At 69.7% G+C, this 21,350-nt stretch carries 23 protein-coding genes; 10 read left to right on the top strand and 13 right to left on the bottom strand.

The features are described from left to right. The first annotated feature begins 49 nt into the window (after window positions 1-49). Window positions 50-1,330, top strand: a complete 1,281-nt coding sequence (locus CSR00_RS12600) for a DUF349 domain-containing protein (RefSeq protein ID WP_099022741.1) — start codon at window positions 50-52, stop codon at window positions 1,328-1,330. Between the two features lie 67 nt (window positions 1,331-1,397). On the opposite strand, the gene CSR00_RS12595 is transcribed toward CSR00_RS12600, so the two are convergent. Then, a complete protein-coding gene (locus CSR00_RS12595; protein ID WP_099022751.1) occupies window positions 1,398-2,030 on the bottom strand; it encodes an Rv2732c family membrane protein in 633 nt (210 codons plus the stop codon). Then, complete coding sequence (miaB, locus tag CSR00_RS12590) at window positions 2,027-3,595, bottom strand: tRNA (N6-isopentenyl adenosine(37)-C2)-methylthiotransferase MiaB (protein WP_407662432.1); 1,569 nt, start codon at window positions 3,593-3,595, stop codon at window positions 2,027-2,029. The genes CSR00_RS12595 and miaB overlap by 4 nt, the downstream gene beginning before the upstream one ends. 217 nt (window positions 3,596-3,812) lie before the next feature. Between miaB and CSR00_RS12585 the strand changes: the two genes are divergently transcribed. The 6 genes from CSR00_RS12585 (at window position 3,813) to CSR00_RS12560 (ending at window position 9,698) form a co-directional block, all read left to right on the top strand. Continuing rightward, on the top strand, window positions 3,813-4,541 hold the full coding sequence (locus tag CSR00_RS12585; RefSeq protein ID WP_099022740.1) for an amino acid ABC transporter ATP-binding protein: 729 nt from the start codon (window positions 3,813-3,815) through the stop codon (window positions 4,539-4,541). A 29-nt stretch (window positions 4,542-4,570) separates the two neighbouring features. Next, window positions 4,571-5,413 (top strand): glutamate ABC transporter substrate-binding protein, encoded by an 843-nt coding sequence (locus CSR00_RS12580; protein ID WP_099022739.1) that lies wholly within the window; start codon window positions 4,571-4,573, stop codon window positions 5,411-5,413. A 36-nt stretch (window positions 5,414-5,449) separates the two neighbouring features. Further along, the gene (locus CSR00_RS12575; protein ID WP_099022738.1) at window positions 5,450-6,130 is read left to right on the top strand and encodes an amino acid ABC transporter permease; all 681 of its coding nucleotides are present in this window, start codon (window positions 5,450-5,452) and stop codon (window positions 6,128-6,130) included. After that, on the top strand, window positions 6,127-7,017 hold the full coding sequence (locus CSR00_RS12570; RefSeq protein WP_099022737.1) for an amino acid ABC transporter permease: 891 nt from the start codon (window positions 6,127-6,129) through the stop codon (window positions 7,015-7,017). Before CSR00_RS12575 ends, CSR00_RS12570 begins: the two co-directional genes overlap by 4 nt. Before the next feature lie 25 nt (window positions 7,018-7,042). Beyond that, window positions 7,043-8,368 carry a DUF1254 domain-containing protein gene (locus CSR00_RS12565; RefSeq protein WP_099022736.1) on the top strand — a complete coding sequence of 442 codons (1,326 nt, stop codon included), beginning with the start codon at window positions 7,043-7,045 and terminating at the stop codon, window positions 8,366-8,368. A 124-nt stretch (window positions 8,369-8,492) separates the two neighbouring features. After that, window positions 8,493-9,698 (top strand): enhanced intracellular survival protein Eis, encoded by a 1,206-nt coding sequence (locus CSR00_RS12560; RefSeq protein WP_281259708.1) that lies wholly within the window; start codon window positions 8,493-8,495, stop codon window positions 9,696-9,698. A gap of 61 nt (window positions 9,699-9,759) precedes the next feature. Here CSR00_RS12560 and recX read toward each other — a convergent pair whose 3' ends face one another. The 4 genes from recX to CSR00_RS12540 all read right to left on the bottom strand — a co-directional run bounded on the left by recX (window position 9,760) and on the right by CSR00_RS12540 (window position 12,878). Continuing rightward, window positions 9,760-10,281, bottom strand: coding sequence for a recombination regulator RecX (gene recX, locus CSR00_RS12555; RefSeq protein ID WP_099022735.1), 522 nt, complete (start codon window positions 10,279-10,281; stop codon window positions 9,760-9,762). After that, complete coding sequence (recA, locus tag CSR00_RS12550; protein ID WP_099022734.1) at window positions 10,271-11,314, bottom strand: recombinase RecA; 1,044 nt, start codon at window positions 11,312-11,314, stop codon at window positions 10,271-10,273. The genes recX and recA overlap by 11 nt, the downstream gene beginning before the upstream one ends. Window positions 11,315-11,500: 186 nt before the next feature. Continuing rightward, window positions 11,501-11,695, bottom strand: coding sequence for a DUF3046 domain-containing protein (locus CSR00_RS12545; protein ID WP_099022733.1), 195 nt, complete (start codon window positions 11,693-11,695; stop codon window positions 11,501-11,503). Between the two features lie 10 nt (window positions 11,696-11,705). Continuing rightward, complete coding sequence (locus tag CSR00_RS12540) at window positions 11,706-12,878, bottom strand: glycosyltransferase (protein WP_099022732.1); 1,173 nt, start codon at window positions 12,876-12,878, stop codon at window positions 11,706-11,708. A gap of 32 nt (window positions 12,879-12,910) precedes the next feature. Here CSR00_RS12540 and CSR00_RS12535 point away from each other — a divergent pair, with 32 nt between their 5' ends. Together CSR00_RS12535 and CSR00_RS12530 are read left to right on the top strand one after the other, a co-directional pair. Continuing rightward, window positions 12,911-13,339 (top strand): limonene-1,2-epoxide hydrolase family protein, encoded by a 429-nt coding sequence (locus CSR00_RS12535; RefSeq protein WP_099022731.1) that lies wholly within the window; start codon window positions 12,911-12,913, stop codon window positions 13,337-13,339. Window positions 13,340-13,343: 4 nt separating this feature from the next. Then, a complete protein-coding gene (locus CSR00_RS12530) occupies window positions 13,344-13,766 on the top strand; it encodes a DUF5313 domain-containing protein (protein WP_099022730.1) in 423 nt (140 codons plus the stop codon). 31 nt (window positions 13,767-13,797) lie between these two features. Here CSR00_RS12530 and pspM read toward each other — a convergent pair whose 3' ends face one another. From pspM to pgsA, 5 genes are all read right to left on the bottom strand, one after another. Continuing rightward, a complete protein-coding gene (gene pspM / locus CSR00_RS12525; RefSeq protein ID WP_099022729.1) occupies window positions 13,798-14,640 on the bottom strand; it encodes a phage shock envelope stress response protein PspM in 843 nt (280 codons plus the stop codon). Between the two features lie 88 nt (window positions 14,641-14,728). Further along, window positions 14,729-15,535 carry a phage shock protein PspA gene (gene pspA, locus CSR00_RS12520; protein ID WP_099022728.1) on the bottom strand — a complete coding sequence of 269 codons (807 nt, stop codon included), beginning with the start codon at window positions 15,533-15,535 and terminating at the stop codon, window positions 14,729-14,731. Between the two features lie 116 nt (window positions 15,536-15,651). After that, on the bottom strand, window positions 15,652-15,978 hold the full coding sequence (clgR, locus tag CSR00_RS12515) for a transcriptional regulator ClgR (protein WP_099022727.1): 327 nt from the start codon (window positions 15,976-15,978) through the stop codon (window positions 15,652-15,654). Window positions 15,979-16,033: 55 nt separating this feature from the next. Beyond that, on the bottom strand, window positions 16,034-16,627 hold the full coding sequence (locus tag CSR00_RS12510; RefSeq protein WP_099022726.1) for a CinA family protein: 594 nt from the start codon (window positions 16,625-16,627) through the stop codon (window positions 16,034-16,036). Continuing rightward, complete coding sequence (pgsA, locus tag CSR00_RS12505) at window positions 16,605-17,204, bottom strand: CDP-diacylglycerol--glycerol-3-phosphate 3-phosphatidyltransferase (protein WP_099022725.1); 600 nt, start codon at window positions 17,202-17,204, stop codon at window positions 16,605-16,607. Before pgsA ends, CSR00_RS12510 begins: the two co-directional genes overlap by 23 nt. A 54-nt stretch (window positions 17,205-17,258) precedes the next feature. On the opposite strand from pgsA, the gene CSR00_RS12500 reads away from it, so the two are divergent. Beyond that, a complete protein-coding gene (locus CSR00_RS12500) occupies window positions 17,259-17,777 on the top strand; it encodes an amino-acid N-acetyltransferase (RefSeq protein WP_099022724.1) in 519 nt (172 codons plus the stop codon). Window positions 17,778-17,961: 184 nt separating this feature from the next. Here the strand turns inward: CSR00_RS12500 and CSR00_RS12495 are convergent, their stop codons facing one another. Together CSR00_RS12495 and CSR00_RS12490 are read right to left on the bottom strand one after the other, a co-directional pair. After that, window positions 17,962-20,583, bottom strand: coding sequence for an FtsK/SpoIIIE family DNA translocase (locus CSR00_RS12495; protein ID WP_099022723.1), 2,622 nt, complete (start codon window positions 20,581-20,583; stop codon window positions 17,962-17,964). A gap of 183 nt (window positions 20,584-20,766) precedes the next feature. Continuing rightward, window positions 20,767-21,198, bottom strand: a complete 432-nt coding sequence (locus tag CSR00_RS12490) for an acyl-CoA thioesterase (protein WP_099022748.1) — start codon at window positions 21,196-21,198, stop codon at window positions 20,767-20,769. Window positions 21,199-21,350: the final 152 nt, after the last annotated feature.

Genomic DNA, 21,350 nt, shown 5'->3' with positions numbered 1-21,350 from the left:
GCGCGGGAGAGACAGGAGTGCAGACGAGGAGTATCGGCGGCAAGGTCAGATGTGTATAGGACAGAGCCCCAAACCCGGGCCACGTCCGGCCGCGGTGACACCCCCGACGCCCGCCGTTCCCTCCAGTGACCCGCACCGCTTCGGGCGGGTCGACGACGACGGCACGGTCTGGCTGATCAGCTCGGCCGGTGAACGGGTCATCGCCTCGTGGCAGGCCGGCGACGCCGAGGCCGCCTACGCGCACTTCGGCCGCCGCTATGACGACCTGTCCACCGAGGTGGCGCTCCTGGAGCACCGGCTCGAAGCCGGCACCGGGGACGCGCGCAAGGTCAGGGCGGCCGCGGCCACGCTGGCCGAAAGCCTGCCCGAGGCCGCCGTCCTCGGCGATGTCGACGCCCTGGCGGCCCGGCTGGCGGTCATCGCCGACCACGCCGAATCGGCGGCGGCCGCCGAACGGGCCCGCCGCGACGAACAGCGCGCCGGGCAGACCGCGCGCAAGGAGGCGCTGGCCGCCGAGGCCGAGGACCTGGCCGCCAACTCCACCCAGTGGAAGGCCGCCGGTGACCGGCTGCGGGCCATTCTCGACGAGTGGAAGACCATCACCGGGCTGGACCGCAAGACCGACGACGCGCTGTGGAAGCGTTACTCGGCAGCGCGCGAGAACTTCAACCGGCGCCGCGGATCGCATTTCGCCGAGTTGGACCGCGAGCGCGCAGCCGCCCGCCAGGCCAAGGAACAGCTGTGTGTGCGCGCCGAGGAGCTGTCCTCGTCCACCGAGTGGGGCCCGACCAGCGCCGCCTTCCGCGATCTGCTGACCGAATGGAAGGCGGCCGGCCGCGCCGCCAAGGAGGTCGACGACGCGCTGTGGCGGCGGTTCAAGGCGGCTCAGGACGTGTTCTTCGCCGCCCGCAACGCGGTCACCGCCGAACGCGACGCGGAGTTCAAGGCCAACGCCGACGCCAAGGCGGCGCTGCTGGCCGAGGCGGAGCGGATCGACACCTCCAACCACGACGCGGCACGTGCGGCGCTGCGCGCGATCACCGACAAGTGGGACGCGATCGGCAAGGTGCCGCGCGACCGCACCGACCTGGAACGCCGGCTGCGGGCCGTGGAGAAGAAGGTGCGCGACGCGGCCACCGCCGATTGGAGCGACCCGCAGGCCGAGGCCCGCGCCGAACAGTTCCGCGCCCGCGCCGAACAGTTCGAGAAGCAGGCCGCCAAGGCCGAGGCCGCCGGCAAGACCAAGGACGCCGAAACCGCGCGGGCCAGCGCCCGGCAGTGGCAGGAATGGGCCGACGCCGCCGCCAACGCGCTGACCAGGAAGCGCTGAGGGACGTCCGCCTTCGCTCGGGGCTTCTCGAGCGTTGCCGACCCGCTCTGGGCCCGCTCCAGGCCCCCTAGGCCTGGGGTGGCTCCGGTGGCTGCGACTCGTCGGGCAGGCTGTCCAGCAGACCCCTGGTCTGCTGCTCGGCGGCCTCGCGGCGGCGCTGCTCCTCGGCCGCCAGATGGACCGCGGTGCGGGTCCACACCACCCTGGCCCAGTGGAAGGTCAGGCCGATGATGGCGATCCAGCCGATGATCAGGCCCACCCCGGGGCCCGGGTAATCGCCGGGGACCGTCTGTCGCGACCACACCGCGAGCATCCCGGCCACGGTGGCCACCCCCGACCCGGCCAGGGCCACCCAGGCCACCGACCAGAGGCGGGTCAGTAGGGCCAGCATCGAGAATCCCACCCCGAACACCAGCGCCAGCCAGCAGAAGACCTGCGACGGCAGGGCGATCTTCACCGCCTGCGCGGCGTCACTGCCCGACAGTACGTCGACACCCCTGGCGCCCCCGGCATGCGGCAGGATGAACGACGCCAGCAGGATGAAGACCAGAATCGACACGACCAACGCCCGTGCGCCCGGCTGGATCTCCCGCGCCACCCGACGCTCGGCGTCCTGGATGTCGGCCTTGTAGGCGTCGAACCGCCCGCCATCATTGGAGCCGGAGTTGGAGCCGGACTGGGAACCAGAGTCGGAACTCACCGCGAACACCCTCCCCCGGAGGCGGCGGCCGCCGTAACGTCCGGGGCGGGCACCCCCAGACTCGGCAGGCCCAGACCGACGGTGCGCGGGCGCTGGCCGGCCTCGTGCGCGTCACCCGCACGCGTGCGGCGGTGGGCCAGCAGCGGGCCGTCGGCGATCAGGTGATGCGGGGCCGCGTCGGTGACGACGGTCGTCACGACGTCGCCGGCGCGGACGTCGGCGGATCCCGGCTGGAAGTGCACCAACCGCCCGTCGCGGGCACGTCCACTCAGCCGGGCCGTGCGGGTGTCCTTGCGCCCCTCACCCGCGGCCACCAGCAGTTCCACGGTGTTCCCGACCTGGGCGCGGTTCTGCTCCAGGGAGATCGGCTCCTGGACCTGCAGCAGCCGCTGGTAGCGGTCGGTGACCACGTCCTTGGGCAGTTGGCCGGGCATCTCGGCCGCGGGCGTCCCCGGCCGCTTGGAGTACTGGAACGTGAATGCGCTGGCGAAACGCGCCCGCCGCACCACCTCGAGGGTGGCCTCGAAATCCTCTTCGGTCTCACCGGGGAACCCGACGATCAGGTCGGTGGTGATCGCCGCGTGCGGGATCGCCGCGCGCACCCGGTCGATGATGCCGAGGTACTTCTCCGCCCGGTAGGAACGCCGCATGGCCTTCAGGATCCGGTCGGAGCCGCTCTGCAGCGGCATGTGCAGGGTCGGGCACACGTTGGGGGTTTCGGCCATCGCCTCGATGACGTCGTCGGTGAACTCGGCCGGGTGCGGGGAGGTGAAGCGGACGCGCTCCAGCCCGTCGATGTTCCCGCAGGCGCGCAGCAGTGCGGCGAACGCACCGCGGTCACGCGGCACTTCGGGATCGGCGAAGGAGACACCGTAGGCGTTGACGTTCTGCCCGAGCAGCGTGATCTCCAGGACCCCCTGGTCGGCCAGGGACTGCACCTCGGCGAGGATGTCGCCCGGGCGGCGGTCGAGTTCCTTGCCGCGCAGCGCCGGCACGATGCAGAAGGTACACGTGTTGTTGCACCCGACGGAGATGGAAACCCAAGCAGCGTAGGATGATTCGCGGGAGGCCGGGAGATCCGAGGGGAACGCCTCCAGCGCGTCGGCGATCTCCACCTGGGCGGCGCGGTTGTGCCGGGCGCGTTCCAGCAGCACCGGCAACGAGCCGATGTTGTGGGTACCGAACACCACGTCGACCCACGGCGCCTTGCGCAGCACGGCGTCCTTGTCCTTCTGGGCCAGGCAGCCTCCGACGGCGATCTGCATGCCCGGGTCGCGCTGCTTGCGCGGCGCCAGGTGACTGAGGTTCCCGTAGAGCTTGTTGTCGGCGTTCTCCCGCACCGCGCACGTGTTGAACACCACGATGTCGGCCTCCGCGCCCTCCGCGGCGCGCCGATAACCGGCCGACTCCAGCAGCCCGGACAGCCGCTCGGAGTCGTGCACGTTCATCTGGCAGCCGTAGGTGCGGACCTCGTAGGTACGCGGCCGCGGCCTCGCGGGCGTCGACGCGACCGCGACCCCCACCTCCGGGGCCGCCGCCTGTTCCCCGTACACCGTCGACGTCACGGCCCCCATGGTACGGACGCACCGGTCGGCACCAAATTCGCCGATGCCGCCGCCGACGCGTGGCCGGCTGTCCGACGTGTTCACCCGTGTTCACCCGCGACGCGCGAGTGAACACGAACTGACGCGCAGGCTGCGGGCTTCCTGGGTATGGTTTGCATCCATGGGAGCCACCGGGTCTGCGGCAGCTGCTGAAACCCCGGCCGGCGCCGGCACCCCCATGGTCGAGATGAAGGACGTCAACAAGCACTTCGGTGACTTGCACGTGCTCAAGGAGATCAACCTGACGGTGCCGCGCGGCCAGGTGGTCGTCGTGCTGGGCCCGTCGGGTTCGGGGAAGTCGACGCTGTGCCGGACCATCAACCGGCTGGAATCCATCGACTCGGGCACCATCACCATCGACGGGGTGCCCCTGCCCGCCGAGGGACGCAAGCTGGCCGAGCTGCGCTCGGATGTGGGCATGGTGTTCCAGTCGTTCAACCTGTTCGCCCACAAGACGATCCTCGACAACGTCACCCTGGCGCCGATGAAGGTCCGCAAGATGTCCAAGGACAAGGCCCGCGAGAACGCCATGGCGTTGCTGGAGCGGGTGGGGGTGGCCAACCAGGCCGAGAAGTATCCGGCGCAGCTCTCGGGCGGACAGCAGCAGCGCGTGGCGATCGCCCGGTCGCTGGCGATGAACCCCAAGGTGATGCTGTTCGACGAGCCCACCAGCGCGCTGGACCCCGAGATGATCAACGAGGTCCTGACCGTGATGAGCAACCTGGCCACCGAGGGCATGACCATGTTGGTGGTCACCCACGAGATGGGCTTCGCGCGCCGGGCCGCCAACCGGGTGGTGTTCATGGCCGACGGGGCGATCGTCGAGGACGCCGAGCCGATCGAGTTCTTCGACAACCCCAAATCCGACCGCGCCAAGGACTTTCTGGGCAAGATCCTCAACCACTGACAGCGGAAACCCACCGGAAAGGAACCACTGTGCCATCCCTTCGACGTCCCTTCGCGGCGTCTTCTCTGCGAGTCCGCATCGTCGCGGCCATCGCGCTGGCGGTTGCCCTGCCCCTGGGCCTGACCGCCTGCGGTGGCGGCGGTGGCGACGAGAACAAGGTCGTCATCGGCACCAAATTCGATCAGCCGGGTCTGGGCCTGAAGAACCCCGACGGCACCATGAGCGGTTTCGACGTCGACGTCGCCACCTACGTCGCCGGGGAACTGGGCTACACCCCCGATCAGATCGAATGGAAAGAGTCGCCGTCGGCCCAGCGTGAGACGCTGATCCAGAACGGCCAGGTCGACTACATCGTGGCCACCTACTCCATCACCGACTCCCGCAAGGAGAAGGTGGATTTCGCCGGGCCCTACCTGATCACCGGGCAGAGCCTGCTGGTGCGCGCCGACGACAACGAGATCACCGGCAAGGATTCGCTGCAGAACAACAAGAAGCTGTGCTCGGTGTCGGGTTCGACCCCGGCGCAGAAGATCAAGGACGAGTTCCCCGGCGTGCAGCTGCAGCAGTATGACACCTACTCGGCGTGCATCGAGGCGCTCAAGAACGGCGCGGTCGACGCCGTCACCACCGACGAGGTGATCCTGGCCGGGTATGCGGCGCAGAGCCCCGGGGTGTTCAAGATCGTCGGCAAGCCGTTCTCCGACGAGCGTTACGGCATCGGCCTGAAGAAGGGCGACACCGAGCTGCGTACGAAGATCAACGACGCGCTGGAGAAGATGGAATCCTCGGGGGCCTGGAAGGAAGCGTTCGACAAGAACCTGGGCCCGGCCGGTATCACCGCGCCCCAGCCGCCGCCGATCGACCGCTACTGAGTTCGCCGCACCCGGAAACGCCGTCGGAGATCTGCCGTGGACATTTTCAACAAATACGACGATCAGATCTTCGCGGCGTTCTGGGTGACCATCCAGCTCACGGTCTACTCCGGGCTGGGCGCCCTGGTGCTGGGTACCGCACTGGCGGCCATGCGGCTCTCGCCGGTTCCGGTGCTCACCTGGATCGGGACGACCTACGTCAACATCGTCCGCAACACCCCGCTGACACTGATCCTGCTGTTCTGTTCCTTCGGTCTGGCCCAGACCCTGGGGATCACCCTGGTGAATCCCGACTCGCCGACATCGATCGTCGACAGCAACTTCCGGCTGGCGGTGCTCGGCCTCACCGTCTACACCGCCTCGTTCGTGTGCGAGACGGTGCGCTCCGGGGTCAACACGGTCCCGCTGGGGCAGGCCGAAGCGGCCCGTTCGCTGGGCCTGACGTTCGGGCAGAACCTGCGGATGATCCTGCTGCCGCAGGCCTTTCGCGCGGTGATCATTCCGCTGGGATCGGTGCTGATCGCGTTGACCAAGAACACCACCATCGCCTCGGCGATCGGTGTCGGGGAGGCCGCGCTGCTGATGAAGGAGATGATCGAGAACGAGGCCGCGCTGATGCTGATCGGCTCCATCTTCGCGATCGGCTTCGTCATCCTGACGCTGCCGCTCGGGCTGGCGTTCGGCTGGCTGGGTAAACGGCTGGCGGTCGCCCGATGAGCAGCGCCTCGGTCCTCTTCGACATGCCCGGGCCCCGGGCCCGGCTGCGCAACCACGTCGTCACCGCCGTCACGGTGGTCGTGCTGGCGCTGATCGCCTGGGTGATCTACGCCAAGCTGGAGGCCAAGGGCCAGCTGACCGCCGAGAAGTGGGAGCCGTTCCTGACGGCCAACCTCTGGAAGACCTATGTGCTGCCCGGCGTGGAGGGCACGCTCAAGGCGGCCGCGATCTCCATCGTGCTGGCGCTGGTGCTCGGCGTGGTCCTCGGGGTGGGGCGGCTGACACCCAACGGGCCGATCCGGTGGTTCTGCTCGGTGTTCGTCGAGTTCTTCCGCGCCGTCCCGGTGCTGATCATGATGATCTTCGCGTACTTCCTCTACGCCCAGTACGCCGTCTTCCCGTCCAATCAGCTCGCGCTGGCCGGCGTCGTCACGGGCCTGACCCTCTACAACGGCGCGGTGATCGCCGAGATCGTGCGCTCCGGTGTCGCCTCGCTGCCGCGGGGCCAGGCCGAGGCCGCCTCGGCGCTGGGGCTGCGGTGGGGCCAGACGATGCGCTCGATCCTGCTGCCGCAGGCGATCACCTCGATGCTGCCGGTGCTGGTGTCCCAGTTGGTGGTGGTCCTCAAGGACACCGCGATCGGCTATCAGATCACGTTCGTCGAGATGGTGCGCCAGGGCACCGTGGTGGGATCGGCCTACGGCAACTTCATTCCCGCGCTGATCGTCATCGCGATCCTGATGATCGCGGTGAACTTCACCCTGTCGGTGGCGGCGGTCAAGCTCGAACGCCGGCTCCGCAGCTCCAAACGGGGCGGCAAACCCCTCGACGCCGAAGAGATGGAAGAAGAAGGTGCACCGGGCGCACAGGTCCAGCCCGGTGACTGACAGACCGATCACACCCGGGAGTGCCATGCCGAAAACGTCGCCGACGACGTTGCCCACCGACCTGCGCACGTTGGCCTACGAGGCGTTCGTCTACTTCTACCCGCTGGTCACCATGGACTACACGCGCCGGTTGGGCTTCTCCAGCCCCCCGGACCGGCCGGGTTTCGGGCCGCCCAACGAGTTTCACCACTTGCGCGCCTACCCGGACGCGGACTTCCGCTCGGTGGTGCGGCCCAATTTCGACACCCTGTACTCGATCGCCTGGCTGGATCTGACCGCGGGGCCGGTGCTGCTCGGGGTGCCCGACACCGGCGGGCGGTATTTCATGCTGCCGATGCTGGACATGTGGACCGACGTCTTCGCCAACCCCGGGTCGCGCACGACCGGGACCGGGACCCAGACCTACGTCGTGACGGGTCCGGGCGGGAACACCGGCGCCACGCCCCCCGGGGTGCCGGTGATCGTCGCACCCACTCCCTACGTGTGGGTGATCGGACGCACCCAGACCAACGGCCCCGACGACTACCCCGCCGTACACCGTGTGCAGGACGGCTACTCGATCACCGCACTCGGCCCCGCGGCACCGCCGACCGTCGTCGATCCCGTCGACCCGGACACCGAACCCCTGCGGGCGGTCAACGCGATGCCGGCCGTCGAGTTCCTCTCGCTGGCGGCGGATCTGATCGCGGTCAATCCGCCGCATCCGACCGATTTCTCCCAGCTGGCCCGCCTCTCGGCGCTGGGCATCGGGACCGGACTCTCGTGGGATCCGGACCGCTTCAGCGCCGAGGAGGTCGCCCGACTCGAGCAGGGCAGAAGCGATGCCCTGACGGCGATCACGTCCGCGGGAACGACGCTGGCGCTACCGGTCAACGGCTGGATGTCGATGACCGAGAACGTCGGCGTGTACGGCAACTCCTATCTGCGACGGGCGGCATTGACGATGTACGGACTGGGCGCCAATCCCCCCGAGGACGCGGTGTACCCGCTGCTGGTGGCCGACGCCGACGGGCAGGCCCTCTCCGGCGAGCACGACTACGTCCTGCACTTCGAGGCCGATCAGCTGCCGCCGGTGGACGCGTTCTGGTCGGTGACCATGTACGACGCCGAGGGATACCAGGTGGACAACGAACTGGGCCGGTTTGCGCTCGGCGACCGCGATCCCCTGACGTTCAACGACGACGGCTCGCTGGATCTGTACCTGCAGCACTCCAACCCGGGCCCGCAGCGGGAGTCCAACTGGCTCCCGGCACCGACGGGGCCCCTGGGTGTCACGATGCGCCTCTACGCGCCGCGCCGCGGGATCCTCGACGCGAGCTGGAATCCGCCTCCCATGAAGCGGGTCGGCTGACGCGGGTCGGCTCAAGCCGATCGGCCGACCCGCGTCGGCCGGGAGCTCACCGAACCGGCCGATCCCGGCCCGGGGCAACCGAAATTCGGGTGCGCGCGCGGCGGTCCTGTGCGACGGTCTGGCGGTGACCGCTCCCACCCCGGCGCCCGTGCTGCGCAGTGCCACCGATGCGGACTGGCCGGCGATGCGACTGCTGGCAGCGACGTGCTTCGGCAACTTCCGCCCCTCTCCCACCCTCGAGATGTGGCAGACCATGGTGGCCGAGGACGGCGTTGTCCTGGCCTGCGACGGCCCCGACGTCGTCGGGATGGCGCTGTACCTGGATCTGTGGCTGACGGTTCCCGGCGGTGAGATCCTTCCCGCCGCGGGCCTGTCCTGGGTCGCGGTGGCGCCGACCCACCGCCGCCGCGGCGTATTGCGTGGCATGTTCGTCGACGTCCACCGTCGCATCGGCGCCGCCGGCTATCCCCTCGCGGCCCTGTTGGCCAGCGAGGGCGGCATCTACGGCCGCTTCGGGTACGGCCCGGCCACCGTCGAGCAGCGCCGGAGCGTGCTGCGCCGCGAGGCGATCTTCCACCCGGACGTTCCCGATCCGGGCGGGGTCAGGATCGTCGCGGCCGCCCGGCATGCCGCCCAGCTCGCCGACATCTACGAGCGCTGGCGCCGGTGCACGCCCGGCGGGCTGTTCACGCCCGAGGCGATGTGGAACGAGGTGCTCGCCGACCGGGAGGAGGCCCGCGACGGCGGCAGCGCATTGTTCTGTCTGCTGCACGACGACGGGTTCGCGCTGTATCGCGTGCGCGGCGAGGAACGGGCGTCCGTCGAGGTCACCAAACTCACCGCGGTCACCGTCGAGGCCCACATCGCGCTGTGGCGTGCGCTGCTCGGCCTGGACCTGATGCAGACCGTCAGCGTCACAACGCACCCCGCCGATCCGCTGCCGTACCTTCTGACCAACCCCCGGGTGGTGCGCACGACCGGCAGCGAGGACGCACTCTGGTTGCGCATCACCGACATTCCGCGCGCACTGGAGGCGCGTCGCTACGGCGCCGATCTGGACGTGGTCCTGGACGTCTCCGACGCCTTCCTGGACCACGGTGGGCGATACCAGCTGACAATCCGCAACGGGCGGGCCCGATGTACCCCCACCGACGCCGCCCCGGATGTGCACACCGACCTCGGGGTGCTCGGGAGTCTGTACTTCGGGGGTCATCGGCCCGCGGTGTTCGCGCACGCCCGCCGGCTGCGATGCGCGGATCCCACCTTGGTACCCCGCCTCGAGACGGCCTTCGCCAGCGAGGTCCCCGCCGAGCTCGGCTACGGATTCTGAGCTGGATTCTGAGCTGGATTCTGAGCCGGGGTCTGGGCCGGGTTCTGAGCAGACCCGGCCTTCAGACCCGCCGTCGCTCGTGCTCGGCCGCCAACGCAGTGCTGACCACGTCGAAGGCCATCCCCTGGCTGTATCCGCGCCGCGCCAGCATTCCGACGAGGCGCCGGGTCACCTTGACGTCGTCGCCGTCGTTGAGCTTCTCGCGGCGCAGCCGGTTCTGGACGAGTTGTTCGGCTCGCCGCCGTTCGGTCCCGGCGTCGATTCCGTCCAGGGAGGCGGCGATGACCTCGTCGTCGACGCCCTTGTTGCGCAGCTCCGCGGCCAGTGCCCGCTTGCCCTTGCCGGCGTTGACCTGCCGTGAATGCACCCACTGCTCGGCGAACTCGGCATCGTCGACCAGCCCGACCTCGGCCAGCCGGTCGAGGACCCCGACGGCGACATCATCGGGGTATCCCCGTTTGGCCAGCTGACCTTCCAGCTCCGCACGGGTCCGCGCGCGCACGGTGAGCAGGCGAAGGCACACCGCTCTCGCCTGCTCCTCACGCTTGGATTCGACGGCGCTGGCCGCCGCCTCAGAAGTCAACGGGAGCGGGCAGGACGTCGTCGTCGGTCATCACGGCCCCGATACCGAGCTTCTCCTTGATCTTCTTCTCGATCTCGTTGGCGACCTCGGCGTTCTCCAGCAGGAAGTTGCGGGCGTTCTCCTTGCCCTGGCCGAGCTGTTCGCCCTCGTAGGTGAACCACGAGCCGGACTTACGGATGAAGCCCTGCTCGACGCCCATGTCGATCAGCGAGCCCTCACGGCTGATCCCACGGCCGTAGAGGATGTCGAACTCGGCCTGCTTGAACGGGGGTGACACCTTGTTCTTGACGACCTTCACCCGGGTGCGGTTACCCACCGCATCGGTTCCGTCCTTGAGTGTCTCGATACGCCGCACGTCCATGCGCACGGAGGCGTAGAACTTCAAAGCCTTTCCACCCGTTGTCGTCTCGGGCGAGCCGAACATCACCCCGATCTTCTCGCGAAGCTGGTTGATGAAGATCGCGGTGGTACCGGAGTTGCTCAGGGCGCCGGTCATCTTGCGCAGCGCCTGACTCATCAGCCGGGCCTGCAGGCCGACGTGACTGTCCCCCATCTCGCCCTCGATCTCGGCGCGGGGCACCAGGGCGGCCACCGAGTCGATCACGATGATGTCCAGCGCCCCGGACCGGATCAGCATGTCGGCGATCTCGAGCGCCTGCTCACCGGTGTCGGGCTGGCTGACCAGCAGCGCATCGGTGTCGACCCCGAGCTTCTTCGCGTACTCGGGATCCAGCGCGTGCTCGGCGTCGATGAACGCCGCGATCCCGCCCGCGGCCTGCGCGTTGGCGACCGCGTGCAGCGCGACGGTGGTCTTACCCGAGGACTCCGGACCGTAGATCTCGATCACCCGGCCGCGTGGCAGCCCCCCGATGCCCAGCGCGACGTCCAGCGCGATGGATCCGGTGGGGATGACCGAGATCGGCTGGCGCACCTCCTCGCCGAGGCGCATCACCGAGCCTTTGCCGAAGCTCTTGTCGATCTGGGCCATCGCCAGTTCGAGGGCTTTTTCGCGATCAGGGGCCTGCTGGGCCATGGTGCCGCCTCTTTCGGTAGTCGTTTGACCGGTGCCCGGTCGGTTGGCAGTGACGGTAAGTCACCCCACCGACAAATCACCGCAGCCGAACGTGCACCAGCGTAGCGAACAGATGTTCGAACGCAAGCAGGCGCGCCGCCGGGAGTGTCGGGCACCCGCCGGCGGACCTACCGGCCCGCCCCGCCGTCACCACTGATCGCGCGGCACGTCGAAGTCCGAACACAGCGCGCGCCAGACCTCACGGGGGTCCACCCCGTCCTCGATCGCCTGCGCCGCCGTGCGCCCGCCGACACCGGACAACACATGGTCGACGAGCAGAGACGCGCCCCGCACCGCGCCGAACTGGGCATCGACGAGCTCGTGGAATTCGGTCAGCCGCACACCCGCCAACCTACCGAGCCACCCCCAGCGCGTCATGGCACACCCGTACCGGATCGGACACCCCGGCGGCCGTCGCCCCCGCCGCCCGGGCCGCGCTGCGATACCCCGGCGAACCCAGCACCTCCCGGACCGCGGCCACCAGCGCCTCCCCCGTCACGGGTCGGATCAGTTGCGCACTCCCTTGCCGCACAACGCGATTGGCGAGCTCCCACTGATCGCCACCGCCGGGCACCACCACCATCGGCACACCGGCCAGCAGGGCCTTGGTCACGATGCCGTGCCCACCCCCGCAGATCAACAGGTCGGCGCGGCTCAGCAGCTCGTCCTGGCGGGCCAGCCCGGCGACCGCCCACGGCGGCAACGGCAGGTCGGCCCCGCCCAACCGCGACACCGCCACCCGCGACCCCGCCGGCAGCACGTCCCCCGGCACCAGCTGCCGCACCGCCAGTTCCGCCAGCCCCTGGGCACCCGTCGTCGCCGTCGAGGGCGCCACCACCACCAGCGGGCCGTCCCCCTCGGGCACCGCCAGCACCTGCGCGGTGGGTTCGAAGTGCAGCGGGCCGACCACGACGGCGTCGGCCGGCCAGTCCGGCCGGGGGACCTCCAGGGCCGGCAGGGTGGCGATCAGGCGACGCAGCGGACCGGGGTCACGGGCGGGCAGGCCGATCCCGGTCCGGGCCGCCGCGCGCTGACGCAGCCCAGCCCGCCACGACCGCGCCGTCAGCGACCGCAACACGGCGTCGCGGGCCCGTCCCCGCACCCCCGTCCCGGGCGCCAGTCCGCTACCGATCGGCGGCAGCCCCCTGGAGGGCAGATAGAGCGGATGCGGATCCAGTTCGGCCCAGGGGATGCCCAGCATCTCCGCGGCCATCCCGCCGCTGGCCGTGATCACATCCGAAACCACCAGGTCGGGAGACAGCTCCCGCAGCACCGGCAGGTTGAGCGCGGCCATCCGGGCCGCGCGCCGATGGATCTTGGCGCCCGCGTCGGCGTCGTCGTCGTGGCCGGTGGGATCCAGGCCCAGCAGTTCGGTGGCGGCCACCCCGGCCGCGCCGGCGGTGGGAAGCCACTGGACCCCGGTCAGCAGTGTCGGCTCGTCGCCGGCAGCCAGAAACCGCAGGCAGAGCGCGAGCGCGGGGAAGACGTGGCCGGGGTCGGGGCCGGCGACAACGGCTACGCGCACCGCCTCACCCTTCCACAACTAGGCTTAAGACCATGACCCAACCGAGCACCGACACCAACGTCGCGGTCGTGGAGAAGTTCCTCTACGCACTTCGCGACAAGGACCTGGCCACCGCCGACGAACTGCTCGACGACAACCTCGTCTACCAGAACGTGGGCTTCCCGACCATCCGCGGCCGCCAGCGGGCGATGTCGCTGTTCACGGGCATGCAGCGCCCGAGCATGGGCTTCGACGTGAAGTTCCATCGCAGCGCCGCCGAGGGCGATTCGGTGCTGACCGAGCGTAGCGACGCCCTGATGTTCGGCCGGCTGCGGTTGAACTTCTGGGTGTGCGGGGTGTTCGAGGTCCATGATGGCCGAATCACCCTGTGGCGCGACTACTTCGACATGTTCGACTTCACCAAGGCGCTGGTGCGGGGTCTGTTGGCCACCGTGGTGCCCGCACTGCAGCGGAAGTTCTGATCCGATGACGATTTCCTCGCAGCGCACCACCCCGAACCCCTGGCAGTACATCAAGTACAGCTACGGAGGCCGGCTCCCGGACTCGATGCGCGAGTGGGTCCGCAACGACCTCGCCGGCCCGGGCGCCACGGCCCGGATGATGGTGCGGGTGTTCATCCCGGCGTTCGTGGTGTTGCTGCCGTTCTGGTTCATCCCCACGACGCTGGCCGTGCATCTGTCGATGACGCTGCCGATCCTGATCCCGTTCGTCTACTTCTCCCACGCACTGAACAAGGTGTGGCGCCGCCACATGCTGCGGGTGCACGGTCTGAATCCCGCCCTGGTCGACGAACGCTCCCGGCAGAAGAACGCACACATCCACCGGGCCTATATCGAGCGCTACGGGCCCCGCCCGGACGACTCGGCCCAGAGCAGCCACGACATCTGAGCGGACATCTGAGCGGATACCTGAGCGCCGGTCAGGCCCGGCGCAGTGACCCCAGTTCCTCGAAGGCCTGCGCCCAGCCCATCAACCGGTCGGTGGCACCGGTGAGTTCGGTCCGGTAGCGCTGCTGCGTCATGGGCGAGGCCACCGGCCCCGAACCGCCGCTGGCCGACGACACCAACTGTGCCGCGGCGGTGACCATCTCGTTGTACTGCCGGACACCCGCGCCGAGCTGGGCAGTGTAGGCGTTGATGGTGGGCGCCAGGTAGGTCCGCGAGCTGGCCGTGGCGGCCGCGGTGCGCTCCATCGAGACGACCTCCGCGGCGGTGGCGGCCATGGCCGTCGCACTCTGGTTGGCCGCCGCCGTGAGTTCGGTGATCTCCTCGGCCGGCAACAGGTTGCCACGTTCGATGACGCCCAGCAGCGAGAACAGGCCCCGTTCGGAGGCCCCCAGCGCGTACATCGCCGGGCGTGCCGCCGACCCGTGCGGTGGCAACCTGCGCGTGCTGGCCGGCCGCTGGGCGGGCAGCGGAGCCGCACGCAGCCACCGCCAGCGCAGCAGGAACAGCGTGGCCGGGAAGGCCGCGCCCGCGGCGATCAGACCGGTGATCAGCAGCGCCCACACCGGGGTGCTCCACGCGGCCAACAGGCCGGTGACCAGGACCCAGAACGAGGTCGCGAACCCGAAGAACAGTCCCAGCCGCAGCGCCCAGCGGCGTTTGCGCAGCTGGCGGGCCCGTGGATCCGCGGCCTGGCGCAGCCGGTGCGCGACGACGTCGGCGGCCTCGCTGGCGGAATCGATCCCGCGCTGCAGCACCGAACGTGACCGCCGCGGCCGCGACGGCTGCGGTGGCTGCGATACGGGCTCGACCGCCACGAATCACCTGCCTTCTACGAATTATCGGCGGAACGACCGGCGAACTCCCGACTCGGTGGACTACCGGGCGGACAACCGGCCCGGTGGACTACTGGCTCAGCGGATTCTCCGGAGTCGACTGGGTGGCCGGCTCGGCGGGCTGCGCCGGCGCCGCGCCGCCCGCGGGCAGGGCCTCACCCCGCATCGAGGCGCGGATCTGCTCCAATCGCGAGTGCCCGGCCATCTGGACGCTGGCCTGCTGCACCTCCATCATTCGCCCGTGCACCGAGTTCTGCGCCAGCTCGGCCTCGCCCATCGCCGTGGCGTAGCGGCGCTCGATCTTGTCGCGCACCTCGTCGAGGCTGGGGGTGTTGCCCGGGGCCGCCAGATCGCTCATCGACCGCAGCGACGCGCTGACCTGCTCCTGCATCTTGGCCTGCTCCAGCTGGCTGAGCAGCTTGGTGCGTTCGGCGATCTTCTGCTGCAGCATCATCGCGTTCTGCTCGACGGCCTTCTTGGCCTGCGCGGCGGCCTGCAGCGCCTGATCATGCAGGCCCTTGAGGTCCTCGACGCTCTGCTCGGCGGTGACCAGCTGCGCGGCGAAGGCCTCGGCGGCGTTGTTGTACTCGGTGGCCTTGGCGGCGTCCCCGGCGGCGGTGGCCTGGTCGGACAGCGTCAGCGCCTGGCGCACGTTGGCCTGCAGCTTCTCGATGTCGGCGAGCTGACGGTTCAGCCGCATCTCGAGCTGACGCTGGTTGCCGATGACCTGGGCGGCCTGCTGGGTCAGCGCCTGGTGGGTGCGCTGAGCCTCCTCGATGGCCTGCTGGATCTGCACCTTGGGATCGGCGTGCTCGTCGATCTTGGAATTGAACAGCGCCATCAGGTAGCGCCAGGCCTTCACGAACGGATTCGCCATGTGTTCATTCCGCCTTACGTAGTCGGTGTGCGCCGGACTTGACGTCTCACTGCCCAATTTATCCGGTCTGACCAGCCCACCACAGCCTGGACCGAAATCGGCACGCCGAAACGCGGTCAGGCCACCGCCATGGTGACCACCGGCGGGATGACGACCTTCGTCGCGGCGTCGATGTGGGTGGCACCGACGGCGCCCAGCTCGGCGTTCTCCACGTGGGCCATCCGCTGACCGGCGTCGATGAGCACATCCGACAGCGGAACGTCCAGAGCGGTGCAGATGGCACTGAGCAGCTCGCTGGAGGCCTCCTTGCGGCCCCGTTCGACCTCGGAGAGGTAACCCAGGCTCACCCGGGCGGAATCGGAGACCTCACGCAGGGTGCGGCCCTGCGAGGTCCGGGCGCGACGCAGCACGTCACCAACGACCTCACGCAGCAGTGGTGTCATCGTGCCATCCCTCTCTCTCGCGGTCTGTGCAGCAGCAGCTGTCCTAACGACAACGTCACCCACCCGCGTGATGGTTCCCGCCCCCGGGCATCTCGCCCGTGAACCCGCGGACCCGGACCCGCAGCCGTGCGATCGCCTCGGCGACGGCGCCGGCACGGATGTCCCAGCGGGATCCGGTCAGATGAAGCTCGACCACCTCCACATGCTCACCGTCCTCACCGTCCTCACCGTCCTCGGCATCCACCGCATCCCCGTCGGGTCCCCCGCCACGCGGTCCGGCCAGGCCCACGAACACCGTCCCGACGGGGTGTCCGCCGTGCGGTTCGGGCCCGGCCACCCCGGTCAGTCCGACTCCCCACGTCGCCGCGCACCGCCGCCGCGCCCCGACGGCCAGCGCCCGCGCGGTCCGCGCCGCGACCGGACCGACCGCGTCGAGCACCTCCGGCGGAACCGCGGCCAGTGCGATCTTGGTCTCGACCGTGTAGGTCACCAGGCCGCCGCGCAGCACCGCGCTGGCCCCGGGCACGCCGGCCAGCGTTGCCGCCAGCAGACCGGCGGTCAGGGATTCGGCCGTGGCGACGCCGTGCCCGTGCGCGGCCAGGTCCGCCACGAGCCCGCGGGCGTCGTCAGTGACCAGCGGATCGTCCACGGGCCCCCTGCGCCGCCGAGACCACGTAGTCGAGGCCGGTGACGATCGTCAACACCAGCGCCGCCCACATCACCACCCACGCGGCGGTGTGCCACGGGCCGGCCAACGGCAGGATGAACAACCCGATGGCCACGGCCTGCACCAGCGTCTTGAGCTTGCCGCCCCGGCTGGCGGGGATCACTCCACGACGCAGCACGGCGAACCGCAGCACCGTCACGCCGACCTCGCGCAGCAGGATCACCAGCGTCACCCACCAGGGCAGATCACCGAGCATGGACAGACCGATGAGCGCGGCGCCGATCAGCATCTTGTCGGCGATCGGGTCGGCGAGCTTGCCGAATTCGGTCACCATGCCGTAGCTGCGGGCGAGCTGGCCGTCGAATCGGTCGGTGATCACCGCGACGGCGAAGACCGCGAACGCCGCGATGCGGCTGGCGGTGTCGTGACCGTCCCCCGCGAAGAGGAACAGCAGAAACACCGGAACGAGGACCAACCGCAGCCCCGTGAGCAGGTTGGCGACATTGGCCACCCGAACCGCCCGCGGGGCCGCAGGTGGATTATCGGCGTGGCCCGGCACGGACTCAGAATATCGGGTGGCGAGCCGCTACCCCGCAACCGATACTGTGCAGCCGTGGACGAAGCGGGTGTTCTGGGTGGTCGGCCGGTCGTGCGACGGGCCCGGACCTCGGATGTGCCCGCGATCAAAGGCCTGGTCGACACCTATGCCGGCAAGATCCTGCTGGAGAAGAACCTGGTCACCCTCTACGAGGCCGTCCAGGAGACCTGGGTCGCCGAGATCGACGGCGAGATCGTCGGCTGCGGGGCACTGCACGTGATGTGGTCGGACCTCGGCGAGGTCCGCACGGTGGCCGTCGACCCCAAGGTGCGCGGACGGGGTGTCGGGCACGCCATCGTCGCACGGCTGCTGGAGGTCGCCCGCGACCTGCAGCTGCAGCGGCTGTTCGTGTTGACCTTCGAAACCGACTTCTTCGGCCGGCACGGGTTCTCCGAGATCGCCGGCACCCCGGTCACCGCCGAGGTGTACGAGGAGATGTGCCGCTCCTACGACACCGGCGTGGCGGAGTTCCTCGACCTGAGCTACGTCAAGCCCAACATCCTGGGCAACACCAGGATGTTGCTCGTCCTGTGATCCGCCCGTACCGGCGCGGCGGCAGCAGCTCTACGGCGTCGCCGGTGCCGCACCATGCGTTGCTCATGGGTTGGTCATGCGTTGCTCATGCGTTGACTCGGTACTGGGAGCGAGAATCCGGGCCGGATCGTCGCTCCCAGTACCGAATCAATCGGGGCGGAGGCGAGGTCAGTCGGAGCGGCGGCTAGATCTCGTCGTCGCCGGAGCCGACGGCGTCGCTGCCGCCACGGATCAGTGCCAGCGTCCCGGCCAGCTCGTCGGGCTTGACCAACACCTCGCGGGCCTTGGATCCCTCGCTGGGGCCGACGATTTCGCGGGTCTCCATCAGGTCCATCAACCGGCCCGCCTTGGCGAACCCCACCCGCAGCTTGCGCTGCAGCATCGAGGTCGAGCCGAACTGCGAGGACACCACGAGCTCGACCGCCTGGAGGAACACGTCCATGTCGTCGCCGATGTCGGGGTCGACGTCCTTGCGCTCCCCCGCCTTGGCGGCCGTGACCCCCTCGGTGTACTCGGGTTCGGCCTGTTCCTTGGTGGCCCCGACGACGGCGTGGATCTCCTCGTCGGTGATGAACGCCCCCTGCAGACGGATCGGCTTGTTGGCCCCCATCGGCAGGAACAACCCGTCACCCATGCCGATCAACTTCTCCGCGCCGGCCTGATCCAGGATGACGCGGCTGTCGGTCAACGAGGAGGTGGCGAAGGCCAGGCGCGAGGGCACGTTGGTCTTGATCAGACCGGTGACCACGTCGACCGACGGCCGCTGGGTGGCCAGCACCAGATGGATTCCGGCGGCGCGCGCCTTCTGGGTGATCCGCACGATGGCGTCCTCGACGTCGCGCGGCGCGGTCATCATCAGGTCGGCCAGCTCGTCGACGATCGCCACGATGTAGGGGTACGGCTTGTACTCGCGTTGACTGCCCAGCGGCGCGGTGATCTCGCCGCTGCGGACCTTCTCGTTGAACACGTCGATATGGCGCACCCGCGACGCCTGCATGTCCTGGTAGCGCTGCTCCATCTCCTCGACGAGCCAGGCCAGCGCCGCGGCGGCCTTCTTCGGCTCGGTGATGATGGGCGTGATGAGGTGCGGGATCCCCTCGTAGGGAGTCAGTTCCACCATCTTCGGGTCGACGAGGATCATCCGGACCTCGTCCGGGGTGGCCCGGGCCAGCAGCGAGACCAGCATCGAGTTGACGAAACTCGACTTACCCGAACCGGTCGAACCAGCCACCAGCAGGTGCGGCATCTTGGCCAGGTTCGCACTGATGAAGTCGCCCTCGATGTCCTTGCCCAGGCCGATCACCAGCGGGTGATGATCACGGCGGGTGGACGGCGCGGTCAGCACGTCGGCCAGGCGCACCATCTCGCGGTCGGTGTTGGGCACCTCGATACCCACCGCCGATTTACCGGGGATGGGGGCCAGCATGCGCACACTCTCGGTGGCCACGGCGTAGGCGATGTTGCGGTGCAGCGCGGTGATCTTCTCCACCTTGACCCCGGGCCCGAGCTCCACCTCGTAGCGCGTCACGGTGGGCCCCCGGGTGCATCCGGTGACGGCGGCATCGACCTTGAACTGCTGCAGCACCGAGGTGATCGCGTCGACCATCTGCTCGTTGGCCGCGCTGCGCCGCTTCGGCGGGTCCCCGGCCACCAGCAGCTCCAGCGGCGGCAGCGTGTACGGACCGTCCACGACGCGGTCCAGGGCCATCATGTCCTGCCGCGTGTCCTGCCGGGTGTCCTGCCGGTTGTCCTGCCCCGGGGTCTTGGCCGGCTTCTTCCGGGCCGGTTTGGCCGCCGGCTCCGGGATCGTCGGGGCGTCCATGCCCGCGTCCATGGCCGCATCCATGGAGAGGTCTTCGTCGAGCGGGTAGTTCTCGTAGGGGGTGCCGCCCGCGGGGGCTCCCGGCCAGGCGGCGGGCTCGCCGGCGTGGCCACCCGGCTCGTCGTAGTACCCGTCGGAGAAGTCGTCGCCGGCCGGACCGCCGTCTCGCGGCGCCCCGTCGGGGTCCTCGTCGTAGTCGTCGTAGTCGTCGTAGTCGTCGGTGTCGTCGTACCCGCGCCGGAAGCCACCGGCGGCGAACATGGAGCGCACCGTCTCGGGGACGTCGCGAATCGTGGTTCCGGTCACCAGCAGCACACCGAAGAGCGCCGCGATGATCAGCAGTGGCACGGCGATCCAGACCGACAGCCCATCGGAGAGGGGGCCACCGATCGCGAACCCGACGAAACCGGCCGCCGCCCGGCGACCCTCGGGGTCCATCGGGGCGCCCGACCACAGGTGCCACAGGCCCAGCACGGGCAGCACCAACATCGCCCAGCCCAGGATCATCCGGGGGCGGGTGTCGGGATCGGGCTCGGAGCGCATCAGGGACACCGCCGCCACGGCGATCAGCACCGGCAGCAACACCACCGCCGAACCGACCATCGTTCGCAGCGCGGTGTCGAGCCAGGCGCCCACCGGGCGTGCGGCGTCGAACCAGGAGCTGGCCGCGATGACGACCGCGACGCCCAGAAAGGCCAGGGCCAACCCGTCCCGCTGGTGCCCGGGGTCGATGTCGCGGGCACGCCCCACCGACCGCGCGGTGCTGCCGGCGCCGCGCGCCAGCATCAGCCAGGTCGCCCGGCCGGCCCGTCCCACGGCCATGCCCGCCGTCGCCACCATCGACCCGTTCCGCCGGGGAGCGGGCTTGCGCGGCGACTTGCGCGGCGCGGCCGGACGCGCGGGCCGCTGACCCTTCGAACTACTCGAAGGTGCCTTTGACCTGCTCGTTCGGCTCCCGGATCGCGACGCGGTCTTACTCGGCATGTCGCCCAGCGTAGTCGCAAACACCCCATCTGCACCATCCGCCACACGGTTCACTCTCGTTGCCAGGGGTGAGCAGATGCTCACCCCTGTGGAGGTCCGGACGCACCGGGCGGGTCACGAATGTCACGCGGCGGTGGGATTCCGCCGGGATTTCCGCCACGGCGTGCGCTCGCCGCCGAGCGGCTAGCCCGAAAACGCCTCCCGCAGGGCGACGCGGCGGGCCCGGGCCTGATCGAAGCGGCGTCGCGCGATCTCGGTGGTCGGGCGCAACGGCGGGACGGCGACTGGGTGCCCCTGCTCGTCGACGGCCACCATCGTGAAGTAGGAGCTGTTCGTGTGACGGCGGGTTCCGCTGCGGATGTTCTCGGTGTCCACCCGGATGCCCACCTCCAGCGACGTCGTGCCGGTGTAGTTCACCGACGCCGAGAAGGACACCAGGTCGCCGACATGGATGGCCTCCCGGAACAGCACCCGGTCCACGCTGAGGGTGACGACGTAGGTGCCGGCGTAGCGCGCGGCGCAGGCGTAGGCGACCTGATCGAGCAGCTTCAGCAGTGTCCCGCCGTGGACGTTGCCCGAGAAGTTGGCCATGTCCGGGGTCATCAGCACGGTCATCGACAACGTGGTCTTGTCCCCGGCATCCCCGGCACCGCCGGCATCCCCGACACCGCCGGCACCGCCGGCATCCCCGACACCGCCGGCACCGCCGGCATCCCCGACACCGCCGGCACCGCCGGCATCGGTGACACCACCGTCAGCGCTGCCGT

Source organism: Mycolicibacterium palauense (genome assembly GCF_002592005.1).
Classification (GTDB): Bacteria; Actinomycetota; Actinomycetes; order Mycobacteriales; family Mycobacteriaceae; genus Mycobacterium; species Mycobacterium palauense.
This window is presented reverse-complemented; position numbering and strand designations above follow the sequence as displayed.

Excerpts from the sequence above, each read along its gene's own strand:
- CSR00_RS12600 (WP_099022741.1), top strand. The coding sequence starts at position 50 with ATGTGTATAGGACAGAGCCCCAAACCCGGGCCACGTCCGGCCGCGGTG.
- CSR00_RS12585 (WP_099022740.1), top strand. The coding sequence starts at position 3,813 with ATGGTCGAGATGAAGGACGTCAACAAGCACTTCGGTGACTTGCACGTG.
- CSR00_RS12570 (WP_099022737.1), top strand. The coding sequence starts at position 6,127 with ATGAGCAGCGCCTCGGTCCTCTTCGACATGCCCGGGCCCCGGGCCCGG.
- CSR00_RS12565 (WP_099022736.1), top strand. The coding sequence starts at position 7,043 with ATGCCGAAAACGTCGCCGACGACGTTGCCCACCGACCTGCGCACGTTG.
- recA (WP_099022734.1), bottom strand. The coding sequence starts at position 11,314 with ATGGCCCAGCAGGCCCCTGATCGCGAAAAAGCCCTCGAACTGGCGATG.
- CSR00_RS12535 (WP_099022731.1), top strand. The coding sequence starts at position 12,911 with ATGACCCAACCGAGCACCGACACCAACGTCGCGGTCGTGGAGAAGTTC.
- CSR00_RS12530 (WP_099022730.1), top strand. The coding sequence starts at position 13,344 with ATGACGATTTCCTCGCAGCGCACCACCCCGAACCCCTGGCAGTACATC.
- pspA (WP_099022728.1), bottom strand. The coding sequence starts at position 15,535 with ATGGCGAATCCGTTCGTGAAGGCCTGGCGCTACCTGATGGCGCTGTTC.
- clgR (WP_099022727.1), bottom strand. The coding sequence starts at position 15,978 with ATGACACCACTGCTGCGTGAGGTCGTTGGTGACGTGCTGCGTCGCGCC.
- CSR00_RS12495 (WP_099022723.1), bottom strand. The coding sequence starts at position 20,583 with ATGCCGAGTAAGACCGCGTCGCGATCCGGGAGCCGAACGAGCAGGTCA.
- CSR00_RS12490 (WP_099022748.1), bottom strand. The coding sequence starts at position 21,198 with ATGACCGTGCTGATGACCCCGGACATGGCCAACTTCTCGGGCAACGTC.